We start from the raw sequence: 22,029 nt of genomic DNA, 5'->3' as shown, positions 1-22,029 counted from the left end.
GATGGAATTGCCACGACTTCCGTGACTGACGACGACCGCCCCCTCCCGGCGGGTGATATAGCGGAGCCCAAAGCCACGGCCAGAGGTCCTTCATCAACTACTTGGCTGCGAATAATGTTGGTTTTGTGGAAGGCCGCGGGCAAGTGCGGAGGCGGTGTGGCGCGGCTGCGGTCCGAATGGCGGGATGACGACGTTCCGTCACGCTGCGTCGGTTCAGCGAGGCCATGTCTTTAGAGGCGCCCGAGCCGCCTCGGTTCAGAGCGATTGGCACGCTATGATTTGGCCGTGCATAAGCTATGTCGGTATTGGCGGCGGGCGACCTGGATCCGGGCCTTGCGCTTTAACAGAATGCCGCCGGTCAAGATCCCACATGCCCCCTGTGGCGGGATATCTTTTCGCGATTTCCGCAAATCCGCATGTTGCACCAGCGGCGCTTCCCGCCTCGCGACGTGTCTATGAACAGCCATCCACATCGTGGGCATGCATGCAGCCTTGTGCGCGGCAGCGTAAAGAATGCCTCGATCGACAGGCAGGCGAGGAATGCGGTCACAAGGGCCGGATCTTGCCATTGATTGGAGGCCAAAGCGGGCCTTTCCGCCTTCCACCCGACCGGCTGGGCTCCGAGGCCCTGCGCTGCGCCTGAGAACAAAAGGCCAAGCGGCTGCGCGGGTATCTCCTCATCCGAGGTGATCGCGTCGAAGACCTCGTACGACGATTCCCGTATCTCACGAACGCTGTCGAGGAAATTCCGATCCCATATCTCGGCGACCGCTGCTGCTCCACGCTCGTCTGCCAGGCCCGCCGCAAGGAGCCACGTCCCGACGTCCCGGCAGGACTTAAAAAGTTCATTGTCCGGCGGTGGCGCGCGCCGGTCATAGACCGCGTTCGAAAGGTCCAGAGCGGGGTGACCGCCTATGAAGTGCTCCGGCACCCAGGCCGTGTGATCGCTCGACAGGGAACGTAACCTCTTAAAGCTAGTTATACGGTTACAACCACGTAACCGTATAAATCAAATTATCAGGTTTCAACGACAACGGCAAACTCAGGAGCGAATCATGCAAACCCAGTCTGACAAAATTGCCCGGCGCCGATTGGGTCTATCCGGGGGAGGCGAGCTCGCCTACGTCACGGCGGGCGATCCCTCCTACCCCGGACTATTGCTGCTGCACGGTTATGCAAGCTCATCGGCCACGTTCCGTGACGTGATCCTTCCGCTGTCGCGCGCCGCCCATGTGATCGCGCCCGATCTGCCCGGATACGGGGAATCCGATCCGCTTCCCGCGCCGTCGTTTGCAGCGCTCAGCGACGCCATCGGCGAGCTGTTGCGCCATCTCGCGGTGGGGCAGCGTTTCATCTACCTGCATGATTGGGGTGCGCCTGTCGGATTGTCGATCGCCATGCAATCGCCTGAGCTGGTGGAAGGCCTCATCATTCAGAACGCCAATGCGCACCGGAGCGGATTTGCGCCGCAATGGGAGGCGACATTCGCGTACTGGTCCGATCCAACCCCGGAAAACAAGGCCAGGGCGACCACGTTTCTCACCTATGAAGGCACGCGCGACCAGTATACGCGCGACGTGCCGGCAGAGGTCGTCGCCAAAATCAAGGGCGAGCCCTGGGTCGAGGATTGGAGGGTGCTGAACCTGCCCGGCCGCATGGAGATGCAGCGCACCCTGCTTGCGGACTACGGCAAATACGTCGCCCGCTTCGATGCGATCGGCGCGTATCTCAAGCAGTGGCAGCCGCCGGCGCTGATGATCTGGGGCCGCCATGACGCCTTTTTCGACATCGCCGAAACGCTCTCCTGGATACAGGACCTTCCACGCATGGAAGCGCACATCCTCGACGGCGGACACTTTCTCCTCGAAACTCACCCCGAGCCGGCAGCAGCCTTCATGACGGGGTTCATCAAGCAAACACGAGAGAGAAGCGCAACCCGCCTCAGGGATTAACGCCTACCGCGCCGCGACCGTATCACGGCATCCCGGTCGGTGCTCATCCTAGTGCTTCGGCCTCGCCCGACGAACTCACTTCGATGGCCATGCTGTTCGACAACCGGGCCAAGTCCTCCGAAATGGCAGTTGCTGCCGATCTGAGAACAGGAACATAGCGCTCACGGGGCTCCTGGTTCGAATCAAATGCGGACTTGAAATAGGTGAGGCCGAGGCTCGCGAGAACTCTTCCATCCTTGGCGATGATCGGAACGGCGATTGTATCGGAGTTTCGTGGTTCGACAGTCGAGGAACGGGTCGCATAACCGTTCTTCCGCACTTGCCTGAGCACGCGCAGAAGTTCATCGCGATGATGGCTTAGTGCATTCTCCGGGTTCTCCGACTTCTGCAAAATATCGATCATGACGTCGCGATCTTCAGAATCGAGAAAGGCTAGATAAGCAAGGCCCAACCCGCGCGTGAGCATGCACAGGCGCTTGTTCACCGTGCTGTGGAACGGCGAAACAAGGCTGTCTGGAACCGTGCTGAAGCGGATGATCATTCCGTCATAGTCAGGCAAGGCGATGGCGACCGGCCACTTGTGCTTGCGAGTGATTGCGATCGCCCAGGCTCGGCCAGCCTCCACGACCAGCGGCCCCTTGTGGAAGCCGGAGCTCAGCGATGTAACCAGAGCGCTCACCTGATAACCACCCTGACGCGTGTCGTTCTCGACATAGCCGGCCTCCTCGAGTGTTCGAAGGATGCGTACAAGGGTCGGCTTGGGCAGTTTCGTGCGGGCATGGAGCTGCGCGATCGTGTTGATCGGCTGCTGATTCAATTCCTGGAGCACGTTCATTGCGCGCTCGATGGCTCGAATGGTCATGGGTCCTCCTCCCAGACATCCTGCGGGTATATTTCGGCTCGCGAAACGCTGACGACGATAGGTTGTCGGTGAACCAAGTCAAGCTTTAAGGCTTCCTTAGATACGCAGAGGAGGGTTTCATGGCGACAGCAGATGATTCGAAACGCAATCGCGAGGAAGTGCGCAAGCTGATAGCGGGCGTTGACGAGGCGCTGGCGGCCAGCCTCTTACGCGGCGCACTGGATCTCCACGTGCATTCGGGTCCTTCGACAATGCCGCGGCAGCTAGATCACTTGCAAGCGGCCGAAGAAGCGGCGGCAGCCGGAATGCGCGGCCTGCTGTTCAAGGACCACCATTACTCCGTAGCGCCCTTCATTCCCCTGATGGAGCGAGTTCTCGGGGATCGAGGCCTTGCCATGTATAGCGGCCTCGTGCTCAACAATTCGACAGGGGGCTTCAACCCATTCGTCGTGGACGCTCAGTTGAAGATGGGCGCAAAGCTCATCTGGATGCCGACGGCGCAGGCTGCCAATCATATCAGAAGCGCCCACCGGAAGGTTCGGCTGGCTTCAAACGTGGAATTGAGGAGCTCGCCGGCACTGAGCGTGGTCGATGGCTACGGCAACATCCTGGACGAGGTGAAGCAGATCCTCGACATGATCGCCGAATTTGATGCCATTCTGTCGTCCGGTCATTTGCATGTCTGGGAGATCTGGCGACTGTTTGAGGAGGCGAAGAAGCGAGGAGTCAAGCGCCTGCTCATAAATCACCCGATGTACGGCCTGCACTTCACCTATGACGATATCCGCGACCTGGCAGCTATGGGCGCACTGGTCGAACAGTCCGCCGGCATGTATGTCGACAGCCGCTTCAACGTATACAGCCCGCAGGAGCTAAAGGAGCACATCTTGGCTGCCGGCGTCGCTCGCTCCTCGATCGGCTCCGACCTCGGGCAGGTGGACAATCCGACGCCTGTCGAAGGCATGAGGCAGGCCATCAAGCTCTGCCTCGCACTCGGTTTCACTGAGGTCGAGGTGCGGACCATGGTGGCCGACAATCCTGCGCGTCTGGTCGGCCTGTCCGATTGACACGACAGCGGATACGAGCCGGTGAAAGTTGTTGAGATCGAAAGGCCGGGTGGTCCGGAGGTTCTCCGGATTGTCGAACGGCAACGGCCCCGTCCCGGTCCCGGCGAGGTGCTGATCCGGGTGGTCGCGGCAGGCGTCAATCGGCCGGATGTCCAACAGCGGCGCGGGCTTTATCCGCCACCGCCAGGCGCGTCCGATATCCCTGGTCTCGATGCTGCGGGCTTCGTCGAAGAGGTTGGTGCGGGCGTGAAGACGCTGAGGGTCGGGGCTCCAGTCTGCGCATTGGTCAATGGCGGGGGATATGCGCAATATTGCTTGGCGCCGGCGGTCCAATGCATGCCAATTCCGCGTGGGCTCAACTTTATTGAAGGTGCTTCGCTTCCGGAGGTATTCTTCACCGCCTGGAACAACCTGATCTGGCTGGCGCATCTTGCCGATGGAGAAACGCTACTGATCCAGGGAGGTGCAAGCGGCGTCGGGATGGCCGGAATCCAGATCGCTCGGCATTTGCGGCAAGCGACAGTTTTTGCAACGGCAGGCAGCCCGGAGAAGCGCGACGTCTGTCTGTCTGTCGGTGCAAAAGTAGCAGTCGACTACAGGGGAGCCTGGGACGACGAAATTCGCAAACATACCGGCGGCGCGGGCGTCGACGTCATCCTGGATGGACAGGCAGGTCCGAAGACTCAGCGGCAGCTTGACCTGCTCAAGATGGATGGGCGCCTGGTCTTCATTGCAAGCCACGAGGGCGAAACGGCAGAGGTCAATGTAAGGTCGCTGGTTCGCCGCCGCCTGACTATCGCGGGCTCAACCCTGAGGCCTCGAACAGCGGATTACAAAGGTCGGCTGGCGCGCGAGCTTGTCGCGCAGGTCTGGCCGCTGATTGAGGATGGGCGCATCAAGACGCACATTCACCAGGCTGTACAGTTTCATCAGGTGGAGGACGCTCACGCCATTCTCGACGAGAACCGGCAGATCGGCAAAGTCGTGCTGGTCCTCGATCCGGCGATTGCGACCACTGTGCCCGGACCAATGCAGCCATTCTAGAAAGCGAGAGACAAAGATGACCGATCAACGACCGAGCTTCACCATGTTCCGTGAGCGTCTTCTTGCCCGTGAGCGGATGCTGGGAACCTTCCTGAAGCTGCCGACGACCCAGGTGGTCGAAATGCTCGGGCCGCTTGGCTACGATTTCGTCGTCATCGACCAGGAGCACGCGCCGCTGGATCGCGGCATCACCGATCTGATGATCCTTGCGGCCCGCGCATCCAACATCGCGCCTCTGGTCCGCATTGCCGAATTCAGTGCCGCGACCATCCTTTCGGCGCTGGACTGCGGAGCCATGGGAATCATGGTTCCGCATGTCAATTCGGTCGAAAAAGCTGAGGCTGTTGCCCAAAGCTGCCGTTATGCGGGGGGCACTCGGGGCTTTGCCGGCCTGACGCGCGCCAGCACCTGGGGCAGTGTCGCCGGCGCGCAGCACATGAAGGCGCAGGACAGGCAGGTTGCCTGCATCGTCATGATCGAAGATCAGGATGCGATCGAGCACGCGGAAGCAATCGCCCGAGTCGATGGAGTGGATGCGCTATTCATCGGTCGGGGCGATCTCACCGCTTCGTTCGGGAACGATCCGGATGCCGGCAGCAAGGTTGCGGAGATCAGCAGGAAAGTCGCTGCCGCAGCCCGAGAGGCCGGCGTTCCGCTCTTGATGTTGCCGACGACCAGAGACGATTTTGAATTTGCGAAAGGTCTCGGGGCAAGCGCCTTGTTGCTCTCAAGCGATCATGGCTTCATCCGCTCCGCCGCGGCCAAGACGATCAAAGACTTCTCAGACTGATTCAGCGTTTAACAAATGAGCATTCGATCGGAGAGAGATGTGACTGCAATCGATATCCCCATGGCCACGGTACCCGAAGTGGCCGTTGTCACAGGAGGAAGCAGCGGTATCGGCAAGGCTACAGCAGCCCGCCTGGCGGAGCTGGGTTCAACCGTCGTCGTCGGCTACAACAGCCGGGCGGATGCCGCCAACGACGTGGTAGGCAGCCTCAAAGGAACGGGCCACATCGCCATGCGCATCTCGATCGATGATCCCGCATCAATCGCCGACGCTGCTGCTGCCGTAGGCGACCGATTTGGGAAGATCGATACGCTCGTCAACTGCGGTGGTGCGACGACGCCGGTTCCCGCCGCTGACCTAGAGGGTCTTACAGACGACATATTCGACCGCACGGTTATGCTTAACCTCCGCGGCCCATTCGCAGTGATCCGTGCGTTTCGGCCGCTGCTGGAACAGGGCGACAACGCTTCCATCGTTAATCTTTCCTCGATTGCTGCGCGCACGGGGATCGGAAGCAGCCTCGCCTATCTTGCGGCAAAGGGTGGGCTTGATTCACTGACGATTGCGCTTGCCAAGGTGCTGGCGCCGAAAGTGAGGGTGTTTTCGGTATCGCCTGCAGGTGTCGACACCGATTTCGTGCCCAACCGCAGCCGCGAGCAGCTCGAAAAGGTCGCAGAAAAACTGCCGCTGGGGCGGGTGACGACACCCGACGACGTGGCGCGCGCGGTGATTGCCTGTATCGTTAACCTGACGAGTTCCACCGGGATCATTGTGCCGGTGGATGAAGGCCGGCATCTATAAGGAGCGTTTCGAGCCAGTGCCAGGGCCGTCAGGCGAAACGCCGAGGAGATTACGTTGCCACCGGCGCCCGGTCCTGTACTGCTCTCAAACTCCGAGTCTTCTGGGGAGGATGCCGATGAAGATCAGTCGAGATAGTATATTAGGGCTTTTTTTTGCAGTGACCGGCTGTGTCGTGCTGGGGATTGCAGTCCAGTATCCATTCGGCACGGCAGGCCGCATGGGGCCAGGCTTTTTTCCCGTCATCGTATCAGGCCTTCTTGTCGCGACCGGTATCGGCGTTCTTGTCCGGTCGGTTTCCGGATCAGTTGAAGTCTTGTCTGCGATCAACTGGAAGGCGCTAATCATGGTGCCTGCAGCGATCGTTGTCTTCGGTTTAGCGATCGAGCCGCTTGGCTTCCTGCCAGCCGTGCTGCTGCTCCTCGTCCTATGCGCCGTGACGAGCGTCAAGTTTCACATTGAGTTGAAGTCGGCAGTCGGAGCGCTGGCCTTCACCGGACTGTGTACCGTGCTCTTCATCGAACTGATCGGGTTGCCGATTCCGGTGCTCGGCACCTGGCTACACGAATAGGACTTGTGGTTCCAACATGGATATCTTCAACGGACTTCTGCTGGGCTTCTCGACTGCCACGACGTTTAGTAATTTTCTCTATTGCTTCCTTGGGGTTTTGCTCGGCACGACTGTCGGCGTGTTGCCCGGACTGGGGCCGGTCGCGACAATCTCCATGCTTCTGCCCTTCACTTTCGGACTTCCCGTCGATACTGCACTGATCATGCTGGCCGGCATTTTCTATGGATCGCAATATGGCGGGTCGACAACCGCGATCCTGATGAACCTTCCGGGCGAGGCTTCCTCGGTCGTAACCACGCTTGATGGCCATGCAATGGCCAAACAGGGCAAGGCGGGCCGTGCTCTTGCAGCAGCGGCGATCGGCAGCTTCTTCGCCGGCACTGTGGGCACGCTTTTCATCGTGGTCTCGGCGCCGTTGCTTGCCAGTTTTGCTCTGACTTTCGGCCCGGCGGAATATTTCTCCTTGATCGTGCTTGGGTTGATCACGTCGATGGTGCTGGCCAGCGGGTCGATGCTCACTGCTTTGGGTATGGCCCTGTTCGGCGTCATGCTGGGGATGATCGGAACAGACGTTAATTCGGGCGCTGCGCGTTTTACCTTCGGCACACCGAACCTGCTCGACGGGTTGAACTTCGTGGTGGTCGCGACGGGCATCTTCGGCCTAGGCGATGTCCTTGCTAATCTCGAGGACGAACGCAGCCGGCCGGCCAGCGTCGCGACCGTCAGCAGTCTCTTCCCGACCCGCGAGGACTGGAAACGCATCATAGCGCCGGTGCTTCGCGGTACTGGGATTGGCGTCCTGCTCGGCGTCCTGCCCGGAGCGGGGGTTCTCCTTGCGTCCTTCTCGGCCTACGCGCTGGAAAAGAAGGTTTCGCGTCGTCCCGACGAGTTCGGCAAGGGAGCGATCGAAGGTGTGGCTGCACCCGAAGCGGCCAACAACGCGGCGGCTCAGACATGTTTCATCCCGATGCTGACGCTCGGTCTGCCCGGCACGGCAACCATGGCGCTGATGATCGGGGCCTTGGTGGTGCAGGGTGTGCAGCCAGGACCGGAAATCTTGACACAGCAACCGGCACTCTTCTGGGGCCTCGTGGTGTCCATGTGGCTTGGCAACCTGATGTTGCTGTTCTTGAATCTCCCGCTCGTCGGCTTGTGGGCCAAACTGATTTCGGTGCCGTATCACTACCTGTTCCCGATGATTTGTGTCTTCGTGGCGATCGGCGTCTACAGCATCAACAACAGCGTGTTTGACGTTTACATGATGGCCCTGTTCGGGGTGCTGGGATATTTCTTCAGGAAGGTCGGCGCAGAACCCGCGCCGCTCATCCTCGCGATGATCCTCGGTCCGATGGCCGAGGAATATCTGCGCCGGGCGCTGCTGATCTCGCATGGCGACGCCAGCGTCTTCTTCACCAGTCCGCTCAGCCTTGGGACCCTCATTGTTGCAGCGTTGCTGCTTCTATCGATCATATCTCCACGTTTTCGCAAAGTACGCGAGGAAGGGCTGCAGGAGGCAGACTAAAAGTCGTCGGCTTCCTGCACCTTCGCACGATCGGCATTCAACACATCAGGAAACGCTATGCCACAAGACCTCGACGCTCGCTTGCGTGCACATCTCGACCGGGAGGAAATCTTTGACCTTGTCAGGCGCGAGCGCTTTGCACGCGACCAGCGCCGTTTCGACGTGATGGCCGAATGTTTTCATCGCGACGCCTATGTCCGCACGAGTTGGTATGACGGCCATGGCGGTGATGTCTATGTGGAGGCGACGCGGAAATGGATGGGTGATACCGGCAACAGCAAGCACTGGGTATTTCCGGCCTTTGCCCAAATAGCGGAAGACCGGGCGACGGTGGAAAGCCCGGCGATGATCTTCAATCGCGCGCGGCTTGGGGATGTTGAGGTAGATTTTCATGTGTTCTGCCGCTTCTTCTCCCGCGTAATCAGGGAGGGCGGTGTGTGGAAACTCCTGTCCTTCCACGTTTTCTTCGAGCGCGACGTGATGAAGCCGGTTAACCCGTCCGAAACGCTTCCGATCGACTGGAGGCAGCTCAACATGATGCGGCCCTCCTACAAGTTCCTCACCTATATCCAGACTGTAAGGGGAGTGAAGGTCAATCCCGACCTGCTTGGCGACGACCGGCCGGATGAACTTGCGGCCTTCCACGCAAGTGAGGAGGTTTGGTTGGCCGGGGGCGAGTAGGAAGGGTTCCTGGTTGTCTGGGCCATTCCATAGAGCGAAACAACGGAAGCCAGATGTTCGAAAGGTGACCGGGTTGTTTTAGTTTAACACTCAAGAGTGGGAGGAAGAACAATGAAGAGACGCGAATTCATGGTGCTCAGCGGCACTGCATCCTTGTTGGCCGCAAGCGGAACCGCATGGTCAGCGAGCAAGTGGCCGAGTAAATCCGGTGTGGTAATATCGGCGTACCCCCCAGGTGGCACGAGTGACATCATCACCCGCCTAGTGGCGGATGCCTTGACCGCCAAGTTCGGCCAGCAGTTCGTCGTGGAGAACTACGCCGGCGCGGCGGGGGCGTTAGCCGGCGGCAAGCTCGCTCGCGCGGCGCCTGACGGTTACACGATCATGGTAAGCGGCAGCGCGCCGATCGCGGCAAACAAGGTCGTGCAGAAGAACCTTGCTTACGATCCTCAGGTGGATTTCACTCCGATTTCGATCGTCGCCGAGAGCCCCGCGCTACTGACTGCGAGTGCTTCTGCCCCAGCGAAGTCGCTTCAGGAGCTCGTTGCTTACGCCAAGGCGAACCCCGGCAAAGTAAATATCGGCAATCCCGGCGCCGGTACGAAGGGACATATCGCAGCGGCGATCATAGGGCAGATGGCAGGGGTCGAAATCAACCACATCCCCTATAAGGGGTCACCGCCGCTGCTGACGGATCTGCTTGGCGGCCATATCCATTTCGCTCTCGATGCCCCCTCGAACTATCTGCCGCATATCCGTGACGCCAAGATTCGCGGGCTTGCTGTGACATCTCTCAAGCGTGCCAGTGAGATGCCGGATGTGCCCACGGTCGCTGAACAAGGGTTCAAGGATTACAACCAGACTTTGTGGTTCGGTGCCGTCGGTCCGAAGGGCATGCCTGCCGAAATCGTCGACGCGCTCCATGGCGCTATCAAGGAATGGACGGACATGCCGGCGACACAGGAAAAGCTGAAATCGCTTGGCCTCACTCCGATTGCCAATACTCCGGACGAAATGCGAGCCGCAATCGACAAAGAAATCGAATCCATCCGGCCACTTGTAGACGCTGGTCTCGTGCAGCCGACCTGATTCTGATCAACATCCAAAGCTGGATGACAAGAAGCCCCGGAGAAATCCGGGGCTTCTCGGGTCAGGCTCCTGGCATCGGGTAGTCACCCTCGTTGAGGACCCAGCCGGGCTTAAGTGAAAAATCCATGCGCGGCGGTGCAAAAATGTCGACGAGCTGGTTCACGCCGCCCGATTCTGCTGTGGTGGTGTGGATCGATGGGGGTGGGATAACGCAGGCTGACGGTGACTCGCAGTAGAGATGCTCATCTTCCCGCCAGATGTTCATGTTCGTTGTCCACGGCCAACGCAGATGGTGCGTGAACGCACCGCTCAGCGCCAGCGAGCATTGTTCAAAATCGTCATGATGATGCGGCGAGACCTGGTCGCGTGCCCGGGGTCCAACACGCGGCGTGAGGTAGTTGATCATGAAGGTTGTGCAGCGATAAATCCTGCCGAACCGTGATGTATCCTCGGGAACATCCAACGTGTACCACCTGAGCTTTAGTCCGTCTTTTGGCTCCGGCCATGCTTCGAAGGGTGGAACGTTGGGATGCTCTCCTTTGAAGGCGTCCGCATTGGAAGCCGCACTGGCCAGGTCATCCGATTTCGGCGTGAAGAGCCGGACAATGTTGCCTGAGCTCAGCATGCGGATGCTGCTTTCACCTGGCGGCACAAAGGCGACGGAGTAGCCCGGAACAATAGTGACGCCCTCCTTTGTCGTGATTTCGACGCTGGTGTCCCGGTCAGGGATGATCAGGGCGTATTCGTCGGGTTGGGCGCTGCGTGGAAAGACGCCGTTCTGCTGCGCGTCACTGTAAGCGATGACAAAATTCTCGCCACGGCTGATCCAAGTCTTGCCGTTCTGGTCCGAAACCTGCGGTTCGGTCGCGTAATAGAGGCTGAGCTGCGAGCCGAAATAGCTCTGGTGCACATGGTTCTTCTTTGGCGTCGCAGCTTGGATCAGGCTGGCTCTGGGGTCACTCTGGTCGTACATGGTTCCTCCGCTTCGGTTTGGAATTGGTCGGCAGGCATCAACGGCCTCGCTCACTTGGGCAACTGTTTCTTCAGCCTCAGGATCTCGCGCGCATCTCCAGGCGTGGCGATCGAGCCACCCAGTTCCTTCAGGATGCGTACGGCTTTCTGGACGAGCTCCGCATTGCTTTTGGCCAGCACGCCCTTTTCAAGGTAGATGTTGTCCTCCAGCCCGACGCGCACATGCCCGCCCAGCAGCCAGGCCTGCGCCAACATGGGAAACTCCCATCGGCCAATGCCGAACGCGGCCCAGTGGGAGCCGGCGGGCAATAGCGATTTCATATAGGCAAGGGTTTCCGGTGTAGCGATTGCGCCATAACGGACGCCGAGCACGATCTGGAAGAGGGCGGGCGAGTCGAGACGGCCTTCTTCGATGAACTGGTTGGCGAGTTGAATATCACCGGTATCGAAAACTTCCAGTTCGGGAAGGACGCCTGCTTCGCGAATGATGTCGGCCATGATGGCGAGGTTGCGCGGCGTGTTGATCACCACTGACGTGCCGGAATACATCGTATTGAAATCGAGGCTGCAGATTTCCGGCCGGAGTGTCGCGATATGCTCGACGCGTCGCTCGGGCGGCAGCAGCGTGGTTCCGGGCCCGGCAATGCTCGGATCCTTTTCGCCAGGCACGTACCTTCCTCCAGGTCCGGTGGTAAGATTGATGATGACATCCTCATCGGCCGCGCGAAGGCGATCCACGACTTCGCGATAGTGTTGCAGTTCCATGCTTGGACGCCCGTCAGGATGCCGGACGTGAATATGCACGATCGCCGCGCCGGCCCTGACCGCTTCGAGGCAGGAATTAGCGATCTGCTCAGGCGTGACCGGCAGATAGGGGGTCGATTCGACGCTGGTGATATTACCCGTGACGGCGCAACTGATGATCGTAGGATAGGCCAAGCTTTTCTCCGTGCTTCCAAAGGCGGTGCTATGATGGTGACGGTCTCCTCGCTCGCATCTGCGCCAGCCGAGGGCAAAGCAATTCCGGAAGCGTTCCGCGGACAGAAATGCTGTCTCCGCATCCATCCGCAGACAGAAGATGACCGGCGACGCGGCTGCTCTCACCGGTCCTGCCGAAGCGGCGGCGGCCATTGTCCCTGGCGCTAGCGGGTCGCGTGAGACGATCTGATTGGCAAGTTGAGCGTGCCGTTTCGAGCGGCGAAACGCCGTGAGTGTCGGGTTCAAAGAAACGGGAGGGCAGGATAGGTGTGACAGACGGGCTCAAGCTGCATGCGAGGAGTGGCAACGGAAAGCGCTAACGAAACCTGATCTTCAGATGACACGACAGGTCGCCGAGCCTGCTCGCACCGAGATTGCGGTCGCCGGTATTCCCTCTTTGGCGCACGACGGGGCGTCGGTCTATGGCGCTGGCAGCGCACCAGCAAAAGGTCCTCCATTGAGACAAGAACGAGGCAGGGTGGCATGAGCGGGCAATTTACTTTGAACATAAATGGACGAGATCACTGTGTGGATGTTCCCTCCGACATGCCTCTGCTCGATGTGCTGCGCAATCATCTGGGGCTGAAGGGCAGCCGCTATGGCTGCGGCCTCGAGCAATGCGGGGCCTGTATGGTCCTGGTGGATGGAGAGGCGACATATTCCTGCAGTCGTGAGGTCGGCACGTTTGTCGGTAAACGCATCACCACCGTTGAGGGCCTGGCCTCTGATGGAAAGTTGCATCCGCTTCAGCAAGCGTTTCTCGATGAGCAGGCAGGGCAATGCGGATATTGCCTCTCCGGAATCCTGATTGCGTCGAAGGCTTTTCTGGATCGCAATCCCAATCCGACGCGGGCCGAGGTCGCTGCGGCACTTGATGCAAACCTCTGTCGCTGTGGTTCGCATCCCAGGATCCTGCGCGCGGTACTGAGGGCTGCGGCCGCAATGCGAGGGGAGGTGGTCTGATGGCTGCGCTTTCACATAGCCTCAAGGAAAACCCGCGTCTCGACCTTTGGCTTCGCTTCCTGGACGACCGCACGGTCCGGATCGGCACTGGGAAGGTCGAACTCGGGCAGGGGGTACTGACGGCACTTAGTCAGATCGCTGCAGAAGAGCTGGATCTGAGGGTTGATCAGATCAGCATAATGTCCGGCAACAGCCTTCAGGGGCCGGGGGAGGGTTATACCGCCTCCAGCTGGTCAATCGAACATTCAGGGTCAGCAATCCGCCTCGTCGCAGCCGAGGTTCGCGCGCTCGCGCGCATGCATGCAGGGTTGCGCCTGAACGCATCGCCAGACGAGTTGACAATCGTCGAGGGGGCCTTCTTCAAGAATGGTGTTGCGAGTGGGCTCGATTACTGGGCAATCGCCGACGATCTCGATCTTTCCGTGGAAGTGAGCGGCAGGTTCTTGCCAAAATCGGCGGACCAGTATCGCATCGTCGGAGCCTCCATTCCACGACTCGATCTTCCGGAAAAACTCACCGGATCCGGATTCATTCATGACATGACCCTGCCGGGCATGCTTCATGCGCGTACCCTGCGTCAGCCGGGTCGCGGCGCAAGGCTGGTTACGCTCGACGAGGCCGCCATCAAGCGCAGGGCGGGTGGCGATATCAGTATCATACGTATCGACAGTTTCGTGGCCTTCGTCGGTGCCAGCGAGACTGTCGTCCGCGCTGCGGCCGACGCTGCTGCGACATATGCGGTGTGGGACAATGCGCGGATGCTTTCTCCCGAAGCTGCAACGGCCGAATGGGTGGCGGCGCAGCCCTCGACGGACCTGATGATGGGCGATCCGCCTCAAGATGCGGTTCACGATCGGGTATCGCTCAGCTTCACGCGCTCCTTTCTATCTCATGGGTCTCTCGCACCGTCATGCGCATTGGCACTTTACCAGCACGGCACGTTGACCGTCTGGTCTCATGGCCAGGGCATGCATCCATTGCGGGAGAACATTGCCAAGACGCTCGGCCTTCCTTTGGAAAGCGTGGCGTGCCACCACGTTCAGGGCGCTGGGTGCTACGGGCACAATGGCGCTGATGATGCCGCTTTGGATGCTGCTCTTGTGGCACGGGTGCTTCCTGATCAGCCGATCCGACTGATGTGGCGGCGCCAGGAGGAGTTCGGTTACGAACCGCTTTCCTCCGCCATGACTGTCGCCGTCCATGTGAATCTCGATGTCAATGGGCGTCCCGATGATTGGACGACCGAGGTGTGGAGCGCCACCCACGGCCAACGCCCGGGTGTCGGCGGGGCGTACCTGCTTGCCGCTGAGGCGATGAATGAGCCGCCTCCTGAACGGAAGCCGTTCGATATTCCACTTGAGCGAGGCGGCGGCGCTGTTCGCAACGCAATTCCCCTCTATGACGTCTCCGGCAAGCGGATCAGCTTTCACCTGATCCACGACGTGCCAGTGCGCACATCTTCCCTACGCGGGCTTGGCGCCACTCTGAATGTCTTTGCGATCGAAGCTGTTATGGATGAGCTTGCGGCTCGCGTGGGCGAAGATCCTATCACCTACCGCCTTTCGGCCCTTTCAGACCCGCGCGCCCGAGCGGTGCTTGAACGGGTCGCGGCAATGGCAGGTTGGTCATCTCGTGGTACCGGCGGCGCGGGGGTCGGCCTGGGGGTAGGGATCGCTCGCTACAAGAACTCCTCAGCCTATGCCGCAGTCGTCGCAGCGGTCGAGGTGGAAGAAGCAGTGCGCGTCACCGATGTCTGGTGCGCCGTGGATGCGGGTCTCGTCATCAATCCGGACGGCGCCGAAAATCAGATCGAGGGCAATATCGTCCAGGCCATCAGCTGGGCCTTGATGGAAGAAGTCCGCTTTGACGCCCAGGGCATTTCCACGCTCGATTGGCAAAGCTACCCAGTCATCCGATTCAAGGACATCCCCGAAATCCGGGTTGAACTGATCGAGGCGAGCCAGCACGAAGCACTCGGGATAGGAGAATGCGCTGGCGGACCTGCCGCCGCGGCCATCGGCAATGCCGTGGCACACGCTTTGGGCATGTGCATCCACCACATGCCGATGACACGCGAGCGCATCATGGCTGCTGCTTTGCAGGCCTGAGTGCCTGACACGAACATTATACAGAGGATCGGGGACATGGAAAATATTGCGTCGATTTCGGGCGGACTTGCGGGATTGAAGGGAGAAACGGTTCTCTTCTACAGCCCCGGCGCCTGTTCACTTGCCTCCCATATTGCCCTGGAGGAGACCGGCAGGCCGTTTCGCCCGGTCGAGACGCTGCTTGGGAAACAACAGCATCTGTCGGAGGACTACCTTTCCATTAATCCCAGGGGCAAGGTTCCCGCCCTCGTGACCCCGGACGGCGAGGTCCTGACCGAAAACACCGCGATCCTGACCTACATCGCTCTTAGTAATCCCGAGACCGCTCTTCTTCCGACCCGCCTCCTCGACCAGGCGCGTTGCATCGCGCAGATGGCCTGGTTCTCAAACACCCCCCACATGTTTCAGAAAGCAAAATATCGTCCCTACCATTTCGCAGACAGGGAAGAGGTTCACGGCGATATCCGGGAGAAGGCGACTGCAAAATATTGGGAGTGCGTCGTCGAAATCGACCGGATGATTGGCGACCAGGAATGGATCATGGGTGACCGCTATACGGTCGTCGATCCCTATGCGCTCGTCTTCTATGGCTGGGGAACGAGCAACGGCCTACCGATGGAGACGCTGGCGCATTTTAATCGGCACAAAGACCAGATGCTCGAAAGAGCTGCCGTGCGCGCCGTGCTGGAGCGGGAGAAGAACCCGCATTTCGAGGCGTATCGTCTCAAGTCGCAGCGCTGAAGGCCGGCTGCTATAGGAGCGTCATCCGAACCTACGCGGGGAGCGGGGAAAAGATGGGAGTGTCCATTGACCAATACACCTTCACCGCGCTGGTGAGGCAAAACCCTCAACAAGGCGACAGCAGCCACAGAGGCTTAGTAGGCGAAGAGGCCGCAGGTGATCGGCCCTTGATCTTCCGGACGCATTGCCAGTCGCGAACGCAGAGCCTGGTGAAGAACATCAGCGATTATCGCAAAGCCTGAGTATTGGAACTTCACACCCAAGCCGACTTTAACAGCGTGCTGATTAAGGTCCGCATCGATGGTCCCAGGACCGAAATCGAACGTCTTGCAGCCGAAGTCGCTGTAACGATACTCCACGCGAGCGAAGATGTTGCCCGTAAACGCGTAATCGGCACCAGCGCCAACGGTGTAACCGCTAAACATTCCCTCTTCAGTGCCGAAGCCAAGTACGCTCACCCGCCATGACTTGAAGATGTCTTTGGCCGGCCCTCGACTTTGACGGCGGCACGGCACGGCCCGGTAGAACGACGTTCGATGATGCGTGAAGCGACGTAGATCCGTCTTGCCGGATTTCCTCGCTGGCGGGGATGTTCGATGCGCTCCATCAAGAGTTGCAGCCCGACAGCGCCGCATTCCTGGCCTTCCATGCGCACGGTGGTGAGCGGCGGCGAGATCTGCGTCGCCGGCGAGAAATCGCCGAACCCCACGACCGACACGTCGTCGGGAATGCGATAGCCCTGACCCAGCAGTTCCGATACCACCGTCAGCGCCAGGCCGTCATGGGCGCAGAAGAAGGCGGTGGGCTGTACGCCGCTCTCCTTGAGCTCGGCAAAGGCTTCCGCAAATCCGCCATGCTCCTCGAATTGCAGCACATGCAGCGCGACGTCGTCATTGCGTTCGGCCACCTCGCGCGCGCCATAGAAGCGTTCCCGCCGGCCGCGATAGCCCGGCACGCCGTAGACATAGGCGATGTTGCGATGGCCGAGCCGCAGAAGATATTCCATCACGGCCTGTCCCGCTTCGTGGTCGGTGCCGGAGACCTGGTCGGCATCCTCGAGCGGATCAATCCAGCCGAGGCGCACCACCGGAATGCCGCTTGCGGTCACGGCGGCGACCGCGGCGCTGTCATGAGGGCCGACCAGCAGAAGCCCCGCGCAGGTCTTGGCGAGATCCTCGAGCTGCCCGGCGCCATGGGTCCAGCGGATCCTGAGCCCCATGCCGATGCGGTGGGCCTGGGCCTGCACGCCGTTCTGGATCTGCATGTAGAGTTCACTGTTGACGGGGTCGTGGTCGTGGAACACCACGGCGATCTCGCGAAGCTCGTCCTTGTTGACGGGCCTGATATAGCCGAGCCGCTGGGCAGTTTCCCGAATACGCTCGCGGGTCTCCTCGCTGACGCCGCTCTTGCCCGAAAGCGAGCGCGACACCGCGTATTTGGAAAGCCCGACCTCTCGTGCGATCGTCTCCAGGCTGACCTTGTCCCTGCTCTTCATCCCGTGCCCTCTGTCCCCGCTTTGTCAGCTACACTGTTGCGCCGCAAAACACAAACATGAAGCGCAATATAACATAACACTTTACCTAACGATATTATATTGCAAACCTCTCGTTATCCAAGCCCTGGGGAGGAACAAAGGGGGTGGATGTGTGGAGGAGACACTCATGATCAAGATGAAACGTCGTACCTTTCTGGCCGGCAGTTCGGCCGTTCTCGTATTGCCCGCGCTGCCTGCGGTTGCTGCATCCTATAAGGAAGCGGATATCCTGAAGGAAAAGGTCGCGAGCGGGGTGCTGCCTGCCGTCGCGGAGCGGCTGCCGGAAAACCCCCTGGTGATCAAGCCGGTCGAAGACATCGGCAAATATGGCGGCGACTGGAAGATGGCGCTAGTCGGGGGTGGGTCGCTGTCGATGCTGTTCCGCTACCAGGCCTATGAGCCGCTTTTGCGTTATACGCCCGACTGGTCGGGGGTGACGCTCAATATCGCCGAAGCCTTCGATGCCAACGACGACGCGACCGTCTACACCATCCGCCTGCGCAAGGGCATGAAGTGGTCCGACGGCCACCCCTATACCACCGCCGACGTGAAGTTCTGGTATGACACCGTGCTGACCGACAAGCGCGTCGCCGTCACCAGCCAAGGCCACTGGAAGACGGCCGGCAAGCCGGCCAAGCTCGAAGTGGTGGACGAACAGACCTTCAAGGTGATCTTCGAGAAACCTAACGGTATGTTCCCGCTGCAGGTGGCCTGGTCCAACTGGGATCACACCACCCGCTGCCCGAAGCATTATCTCGAGCAGTTCCACATCGACTACAATCCGAAGGCCGACGAGCTTGCCAAGCAGCGCGGTTTCGACAGCTGGATTGCCTCGTTCCAGTCGGCCTCGGGTTTCCAGGAAGACAATACCTTCTTCCTGAATTCGTCGAAGAAGCCGACCCTGAATGCCTGGGCGTTCACCATCGCGCCCGGCGAAAACACCGAGCGGGTCGTGGCGGAGCGCAATCCCTATTACTGGAAGGTGGATACCGAGGGCAATCAGCTGCCCTATATGGACCGTATCGTCTACCAGATGGTCGCCGACCCGCAGGTCCTGCTCTTGAAGGCGATGCAGGGCGAAATCGACATGATGGACCAGTATATCGCCACGCCGAACAACAAGGCGGTGCTTTATGATGCGCGCCAGCAGGGCGATTACGACTTCTACACGCTGACCTCCACCGAGGCCAACGTGATGAACTTCATCTTCAACCTGAACCATAACGATGCGACCAAGCGCAAGCTCTTCCGCGACAAGCGGTTCCGCGCGGCCCTCTCCACCGCGCTGGATCGACAGGCGCTGATCGACGTCGTTCTGGTTGGCCAGGGCGCGCCCGCGCAGCCTTCCATCAAGGAGGGTGATCCGCTCTACAACGAGCAACTGGCCAAGCAGTTTACCGCCTATGACGAGGCCCAGGCCAATGCCCTGCTCGACGAGATCATCCCGAAGCGCGATGCCCAGGGCTTCCGTCTCGACGATGAGGGCCGCCGCGTCACCGTCATCTTCGAGATCGACCAGGCGCGCGCGGTGTTCCTCGATCTGTTCCAGTTGGTCATTCCGATGTTCCAGGCTGTCGGCATCGACGCGCAGATGCGCTCCATGGACCGGTCGCTATGGGAGACCCGGGTGCGGCAGGGACGCGATTTCGATGCCACCGCCCACCAGTTCGGCGCCAATGGCGGCGTCGCGGCCGTGCTCGACCCGCGCTACTTCGTGCCGACGGATTCCAACGCGATGTATGCGCCAGCCTGGCAGCTCTGGTATCTCGACCGCAACAACGCCAATGCAGAAGAGCCGCCGCCGGAAACGAAGAGACAGCTTGAGCTCTACGATTCGCTCAAGGCCACCTCCGACCCGGCTGCGCGCAACGAGATCATGAAGCAGATCCTGCAGATGGCTGCGGACAACTTCTATGTGTTCGGCGTTTCGCTGCCGCCCGACGGCTACGGCATCGTCAAGAACAACATGAGGAACATCACCCGCGTGATGCCGAACTCCTTTGGCTGGCCGACACCCGCGCCGACCATGCCGGAGCAATTCTACAAGGTCTGATCCGGCCGCACCGAACCATGCCGAACGCCGGCCCGCAAGGGCCGGCGAACGGGAAAGCCTTGCCTGAAGCAGTTTCAGCCGAACTGCGCGGACGACAAACGGATAGAGCGGAAATGCTCTGGGAATGGATGACGACGATGCTTGAATCCGTAAGAGAAACTGCCGGCACGCTGAGAACGCTGGAGTGGTACCGGACCGCGACCCGCTGGACCCAGTTGACCTTTGTCGAGGACGATCCGGACCGCTACGATCCGGCCTTCTGGATCGAGGTGTTCAAGCGGACCAGGTCCAATGCGCTGTGCCTCAGCGCCGGCGGCTATGTCGCTTACTATCCCAGCAAGGTGCCCTACCACTATGTCAGCCGCCATCTGGGCGACCGCGATATCTTCGGCGCCCTGGTCGATGCCGCGCGCCGGCTCGACATGCATGTCATGGCCCGCGTCGATCCCCATGCCATCCATGACGACGCCGCCAAGGCCCATCCGGAATGGGTGATGATCGATGCCGACGGCGCGCCGCGGCGCCACTGGGCCTATCCGGATGTCTGGGTCACTAATGCCTATGGCGACTACAATTCGGTTTTCATGCCCGATGTGGTGAAGGAAATCGTCCGCGACTACGATATCGACGCGATCTTTGCCAATCGCTGGCAGGGCCACGGCGTCGACTATAGCGAGGACAGCGCCCGCCGCTTCCGCGACATGAGCGGCTACGACCTGCCGAAGATCGCCGATGCGGACGATCCAGCCTGGCAGGCCTGGCTGCAATGGCGCCGGCGCGTGCTCACCGAAGTCATCGCCCAATGGGACGATGCGGTGAAGGCGATCCGCCCGCATGCAAGCTTCATTCCCAATATGAGCGGCGCTTCGCTGATGGAGTTCGACCTGTCCGTCATCACCAAACACTGCCCCTTTCTCGTCGTCGATCACCAGGGTCGCAAGGGGCTGGAGGTCGGCTGGTCGGCCGGGCGCAACGGCAAGCGTATCCGCGCCACCTTCCCGGATCGGCCCGTTATCCTCATCACCTCGATCGGCCCGGAAGAAGCCTATCGGTGGAAGGATGCCGTAACCTCAGCCGAGGAGATCCAGCTGTGGATCAACAACGGCACCGCCCATGGCCTCAGCGCCTGGTTCACCAAGTTCAACGGCGTCGTGCCGGACGAGCGCTGGGTGGAGCCCGTGGCGGCCGCCTTCGGCTTGCAGGCGGCGATCGAGCCTGTCCTGGCCGACATGGCCCCGACGGCCGAAATCGCCGTCATCGATCCGTCCACCACCCTGCGCCACTGGGCGCCGGAAGACAGGCACAATGCCGAAAAGCACGATCTCGGCTTCTATCACGCGCTGGTCGAGGCCCGGCTGCCCTTCGAGCTTTTGTCGGATCAGGTGCTGACGGCGAGCGAGCTCGACCGCTTCAAGGTGATCGTGCTTGCCAATGCTGCCTGCCTGTCGGACGCCCAGGTCAAGGCGATCCGCGATTATGTGGCGCGCGGCGGCAGCGTCGTCGCCGCCTACGAGACCTCCCTGCGCGACGAGTTCGGCAAGTTGCGAACGGAATTCGGCCTCTCGGATGTTCTCGCCGCCCGCTACCAGTCCGGGCCGCGCGGCATCGTCAAGAACACCTATGTGGCGCTATCGGGCGAACATCCCGTCAACCAGGGCTATGAGGGCGCGGCCCGCATCATGGGGGGCACGCGGCTCATCCATGTCGAACCCACTGATGGGGCGGACACGCCCTTCCTCTATGTGCCCGATTTCCCCGACCTGCCGATGGAGGAAGTCTATCCGCGCAAGGCGCCTGAAGGTGCCGCCGTGATTGCTCGCGAGACCGGCAAGGGCGGCCGCACGGTCTACATCCCCTGGAATATCGGCGAGATCTTCTGGGAAGTCTTTGCCATCGATCATGGGCGCCTGATCGCCAATGCCGTGCGCTGGGCGCTCGGAAAAACCTCCCGCGTCACGGTGGAAGGGCCCGGCGTGATCGACCTTGCGCTACGGGAGAACGAGCAAGGCCTCGCGCTCAGCCTGTTCAACCTCACCAATCCCATGATGATGAAGGGACCGATCCGGGAAAACTTGCCCTTGGCGGCGCAGACCGTTTCGGTGGACATTCCCCAGGGCAAATCGCTGGGGCGGGCCTGGCTTGTCGTTGCCGATCGCGCCGCCGAGGTCCGGATCGAAAACGGCCGCGCCGTCGTCGTGGTGCCGGGGATCGAGCGGCTGGAGGTCTTGCACCTTGCCTGGGCCTGAGGCGACAGGCAAACGAAGCGCTTCGGGGCTGGAGGGCCCCGAGGTCAGGAACCTCCCG

The 22,029-nt window shown here is 60.5% G+C and carries 19 protein-coding genes and 1 pseudogene; 14 read left to right on the top strand and 6 right to left on the bottom strand.

The window, feature by feature from the left end:
- Nucleotides 1–358: 358 nt before the first annotated feature.
- Nucleotides 359–931 (bottom strand): CGNR zinc finger domain-containing protein, encoded by a 573-nt coding sequence (locus tag EDE09_RS05030; RefSeq protein ID WP_105372936.1) that lies wholly within the window; start codon nucleotides 929–931, stop codon nucleotides 359–361.
- A gap of 124 nt (nucleotides 932–1,055) precedes the next feature.
- On the opposite strand from EDE09_RS05030, the gene EDE09_RS05025 reads away from it, so the two are divergent.
- Nucleotides 1,056–1,952, top strand: coding sequence for an alpha/beta hydrolase (locus tag EDE09_RS05025; RefSeq protein ID WP_105372935.1), 897 nt, complete (start codon nucleotides 1,056–1,058; stop codon nucleotides 1,950–1,952).
- A 43-nt stretch (nucleotides 1,953–1,995) separates the two neighbouring features.
- On the opposite strand, the gene EDE09_RS05020 is transcribed toward EDE09_RS05025, so the two are convergent.
- Nucleotides 1,996–2,814: a helix-turn-helix domain-containing protein gene (locus EDE09_RS05020; protein ID WP_105372934.1), complete on the bottom strand. Its 819-nt coding sequence runs from the start codon at nucleotides 2,812–2,814 to the stop codon at nucleotides 1,996–1,998.
- Between the two features lie 119 nt (nucleotides 2,815–2,933).
- Here EDE09_RS05020 and EDE09_RS05015 point away from each other — a divergent pair, with 119 nt between their 5' ends.
- From EDE09_RS05015 to EDE09_RS04980, 8 genes are all read left to right on the top strand, one after another.
- The gene (locus EDE09_RS05015; RefSeq protein WP_105372933.1) at nucleotides 2,934–3,881 is read left to right on the top strand and encodes a DUF6282 family protein; all 948 of its coding nucleotides are present in this window, start codon (nucleotides 2,934–2,936) and stop codon (nucleotides 3,879–3,881) included.
- A 21-nt stretch (nucleotides 3,882–3,902) separates the two neighbouring features.
- On the top strand, nucleotides 3,903–4,925 hold the full coding sequence (locus EDE09_RS05010; protein WP_105372932.1) for an NAD(P)H-quinone oxidoreductase: 1,023 nt from the start codon (nucleotides 3,903–3,905) through the stop codon (nucleotides 4,923–4,925).
- Nucleotides 4,926–4,941: 16 nt separating this feature from the next.
- Nucleotides 4,942–5,715: an aldolase/citrate lyase family protein gene (locus EDE09_RS05005; RefSeq protein ID WP_245422923.1), complete on the top strand. Its 774-nt coding sequence runs from the start codon at nucleotides 4,942–4,944 to the stop codon at nucleotides 5,713–5,715.
- A 39-nt stretch (nucleotides 5,716–5,754) separates the two neighbouring features.
- Nucleotides 5,755–6,516 (top strand): SDR family oxidoreductase, encoded by a 762-nt coding sequence (locus EDE09_RS05000; protein WP_245422922.1) that lies wholly within the window; start codon nucleotides 5,755–5,757, stop codon nucleotides 6,514–6,516.
- Between the two features lie 115 nt (nucleotides 6,517–6,631).
- Nucleotides 6,632–7,084: a tripartite tricarboxylate transporter TctB family protein gene (locus EDE09_RS04995; RefSeq protein WP_157949057.1), complete on the top strand. Its 453-nt coding sequence runs from the start codon at nucleotides 6,632–6,634 to the stop codon at nucleotides 7,082–7,084.
- Nucleotides 7,085–7,100: 16 nt separating this feature from the next.
- Complete coding sequence (locus EDE09_RS04990) at nucleotides 7,101–8,606, top strand: tripartite tricarboxylate transporter permease (protein ID WP_105372929.1); 1,506 nt, start codon at nucleotides 7,101–7,103, stop codon at nucleotides 8,604–8,606.
- Between the two features lie 57 nt (nucleotides 8,607–8,663).
- On the top strand, nucleotides 8,664–9,287 hold the full coding sequence (locus EDE09_RS04985; protein WP_105372928.1) for a nuclear transport factor 2 family protein: 624 nt from the start codon (nucleotides 8,664–8,666) through the stop codon (nucleotides 9,285–9,287).
- Between the two features lie 111 nt (nucleotides 9,288–9,398).
- Nucleotides 9,399–10,376, top strand: coding sequence for a tripartite tricarboxylate transporter substrate binding protein (locus EDE09_RS04980; RefSeq protein WP_105372927.1), 978 nt, complete (start codon nucleotides 9,399–9,401; stop codon nucleotides 10,374–10,376).
- Between the two features lie 61 nt (nucleotides 10,377–10,437).
- Here the strand turns inward: EDE09_RS04980 and EDE09_RS04975 are convergent, their stop codons facing one another.
- Together EDE09_RS04975 and EDE09_RS04970 are read right to left on the bottom strand one after the other, a co-directional pair.
- Nucleotides 10,438–11,349: a hypothetical protein gene (locus EDE09_RS04975; protein ID WP_105374368.1), complete on the bottom strand. Its 912-nt coding sequence runs from the start codon at nucleotides 11,347–11,349 to the stop codon at nucleotides 10,438–10,440.
- A gap of 50 nt (nucleotides 11,350–11,399) precedes the next feature.
- On the bottom strand, nucleotides 11,400–12,287 hold the full coding sequence (locus EDE09_RS04970; protein WP_105374373.1) for a 3-keto-5-aminohexanoate cleavage protein: 888 nt from the start codon (nucleotides 12,285–12,287) through the stop codon (nucleotides 11,400–11,402).
- A gap of 522 nt (nucleotides 12,288–12,809) precedes the next feature.
- On the opposite strand from EDE09_RS04970, the gene EDE09_RS04965 reads away from it, so the two are divergent.
- From EDE09_RS04965 to EDE09_RS04955, 3 genes are read left to right on the top strand one after another with little or no spacing between them, the layout of a single operon-like run.
- Entirely contained in the window at nucleotides 12,810–13,289 is a 480-nt protein-coding gene (locus tag EDE09_RS04965; protein WP_105374367.1) for a (2Fe-2S)-binding protein, read from the top strand.
- The gene (locus EDE09_RS04960) at nucleotides 13,289–15,397 is read left to right on the top strand and encodes a molybdopterin cofactor-binding domain-containing protein (protein ID WP_105374366.1); all 2,109 of its coding nucleotides are present in this window, start codon (nucleotides 13,289–13,291) and stop codon (nucleotides 15,395–15,397) included. Before EDE09_RS04965 ends, EDE09_RS04960 begins: the two co-directional genes overlap by 1 nt.
- Before the next feature lie 36 nt (nucleotides 15,398–15,433).
- Complete coding sequence (locus tag EDE09_RS04955; RefSeq protein WP_105374365.1) at nucleotides 15,434–16,138, top strand: glutathione S-transferase N-terminal domain-containing protein; 705 nt, start codon at nucleotides 15,434–15,436, stop codon at nucleotides 16,136–16,138.
- Between the two features lie 248 nt (nucleotides 16,139–16,386).
- On the opposite strand, the pseudogene EDE09_RS28580 reads toward EDE09_RS04955, so the two are convergent.
- Together EDE09_RS28580 and EDE09_RS04945 are read right to left on the bottom strand one after the other, a co-directional pair.
- Nucleotides 16,387–16,560: pseudogene (locus EDE09_RS28580) on the bottom strand (outer membrane beta-barrel protein); the annotation flags it as partial.
- A 32-nt stretch (nucleotides 16,561–16,592) separates the two neighbouring features.
- Nucleotides 16,593–17,633: a LacI family DNA-binding transcriptional regulator gene (locus EDE09_RS04945; RefSeq protein WP_105374364.1), complete on the bottom strand. Its 1,041-nt coding sequence runs from the start codon at nucleotides 17,631–17,633 to the stop codon at nucleotides 16,593–16,595.
- A gap of 166 nt (nucleotides 17,634–17,799) precedes the next feature.
- Between EDE09_RS04945 and EDE09_RS04940 the strand changes: the two genes are divergently transcribed.
- Nucleotides 17,800–19,725 (top strand): ABC transporter substrate-binding protein, encoded by a 1,926-nt coding sequence (locus EDE09_RS04940; RefSeq protein ID WP_105374363.1) that lies wholly within the window; start codon nucleotides 17,800–17,802, stop codon nucleotides 19,723–19,725.
- A gap of 137 nt (nucleotides 19,726–19,862) precedes the next feature.
- On the top strand, nucleotides 19,863–21,971 hold the full coding sequence (locus EDE09_RS04935) for an alpha-amylase family protein (protein WP_105374372.1): 2,109 nt from the start codon (nucleotides 19,863–19,865) through the stop codon (nucleotides 21,969–21,971).
- Nucleotides 21,972–22,029: the final 58 nt, after the last annotated feature.

It is taken from the genome of Neorhizobium sp. S3-V5DH, from assembly GCF_004343065.1.
In the GTDB taxonomy this organism is placed as follows: Bacteria; Pseudomonadota; Alphaproteobacteria; order Rhizobiales; family Rhizobiaceae; genus Neorhizobium; species Neorhizobium huautlense.
Note: the sequence above shows the minus strand (reverse complement) of the source record. Positions and strands in the feature narration are given on the sequence as shown.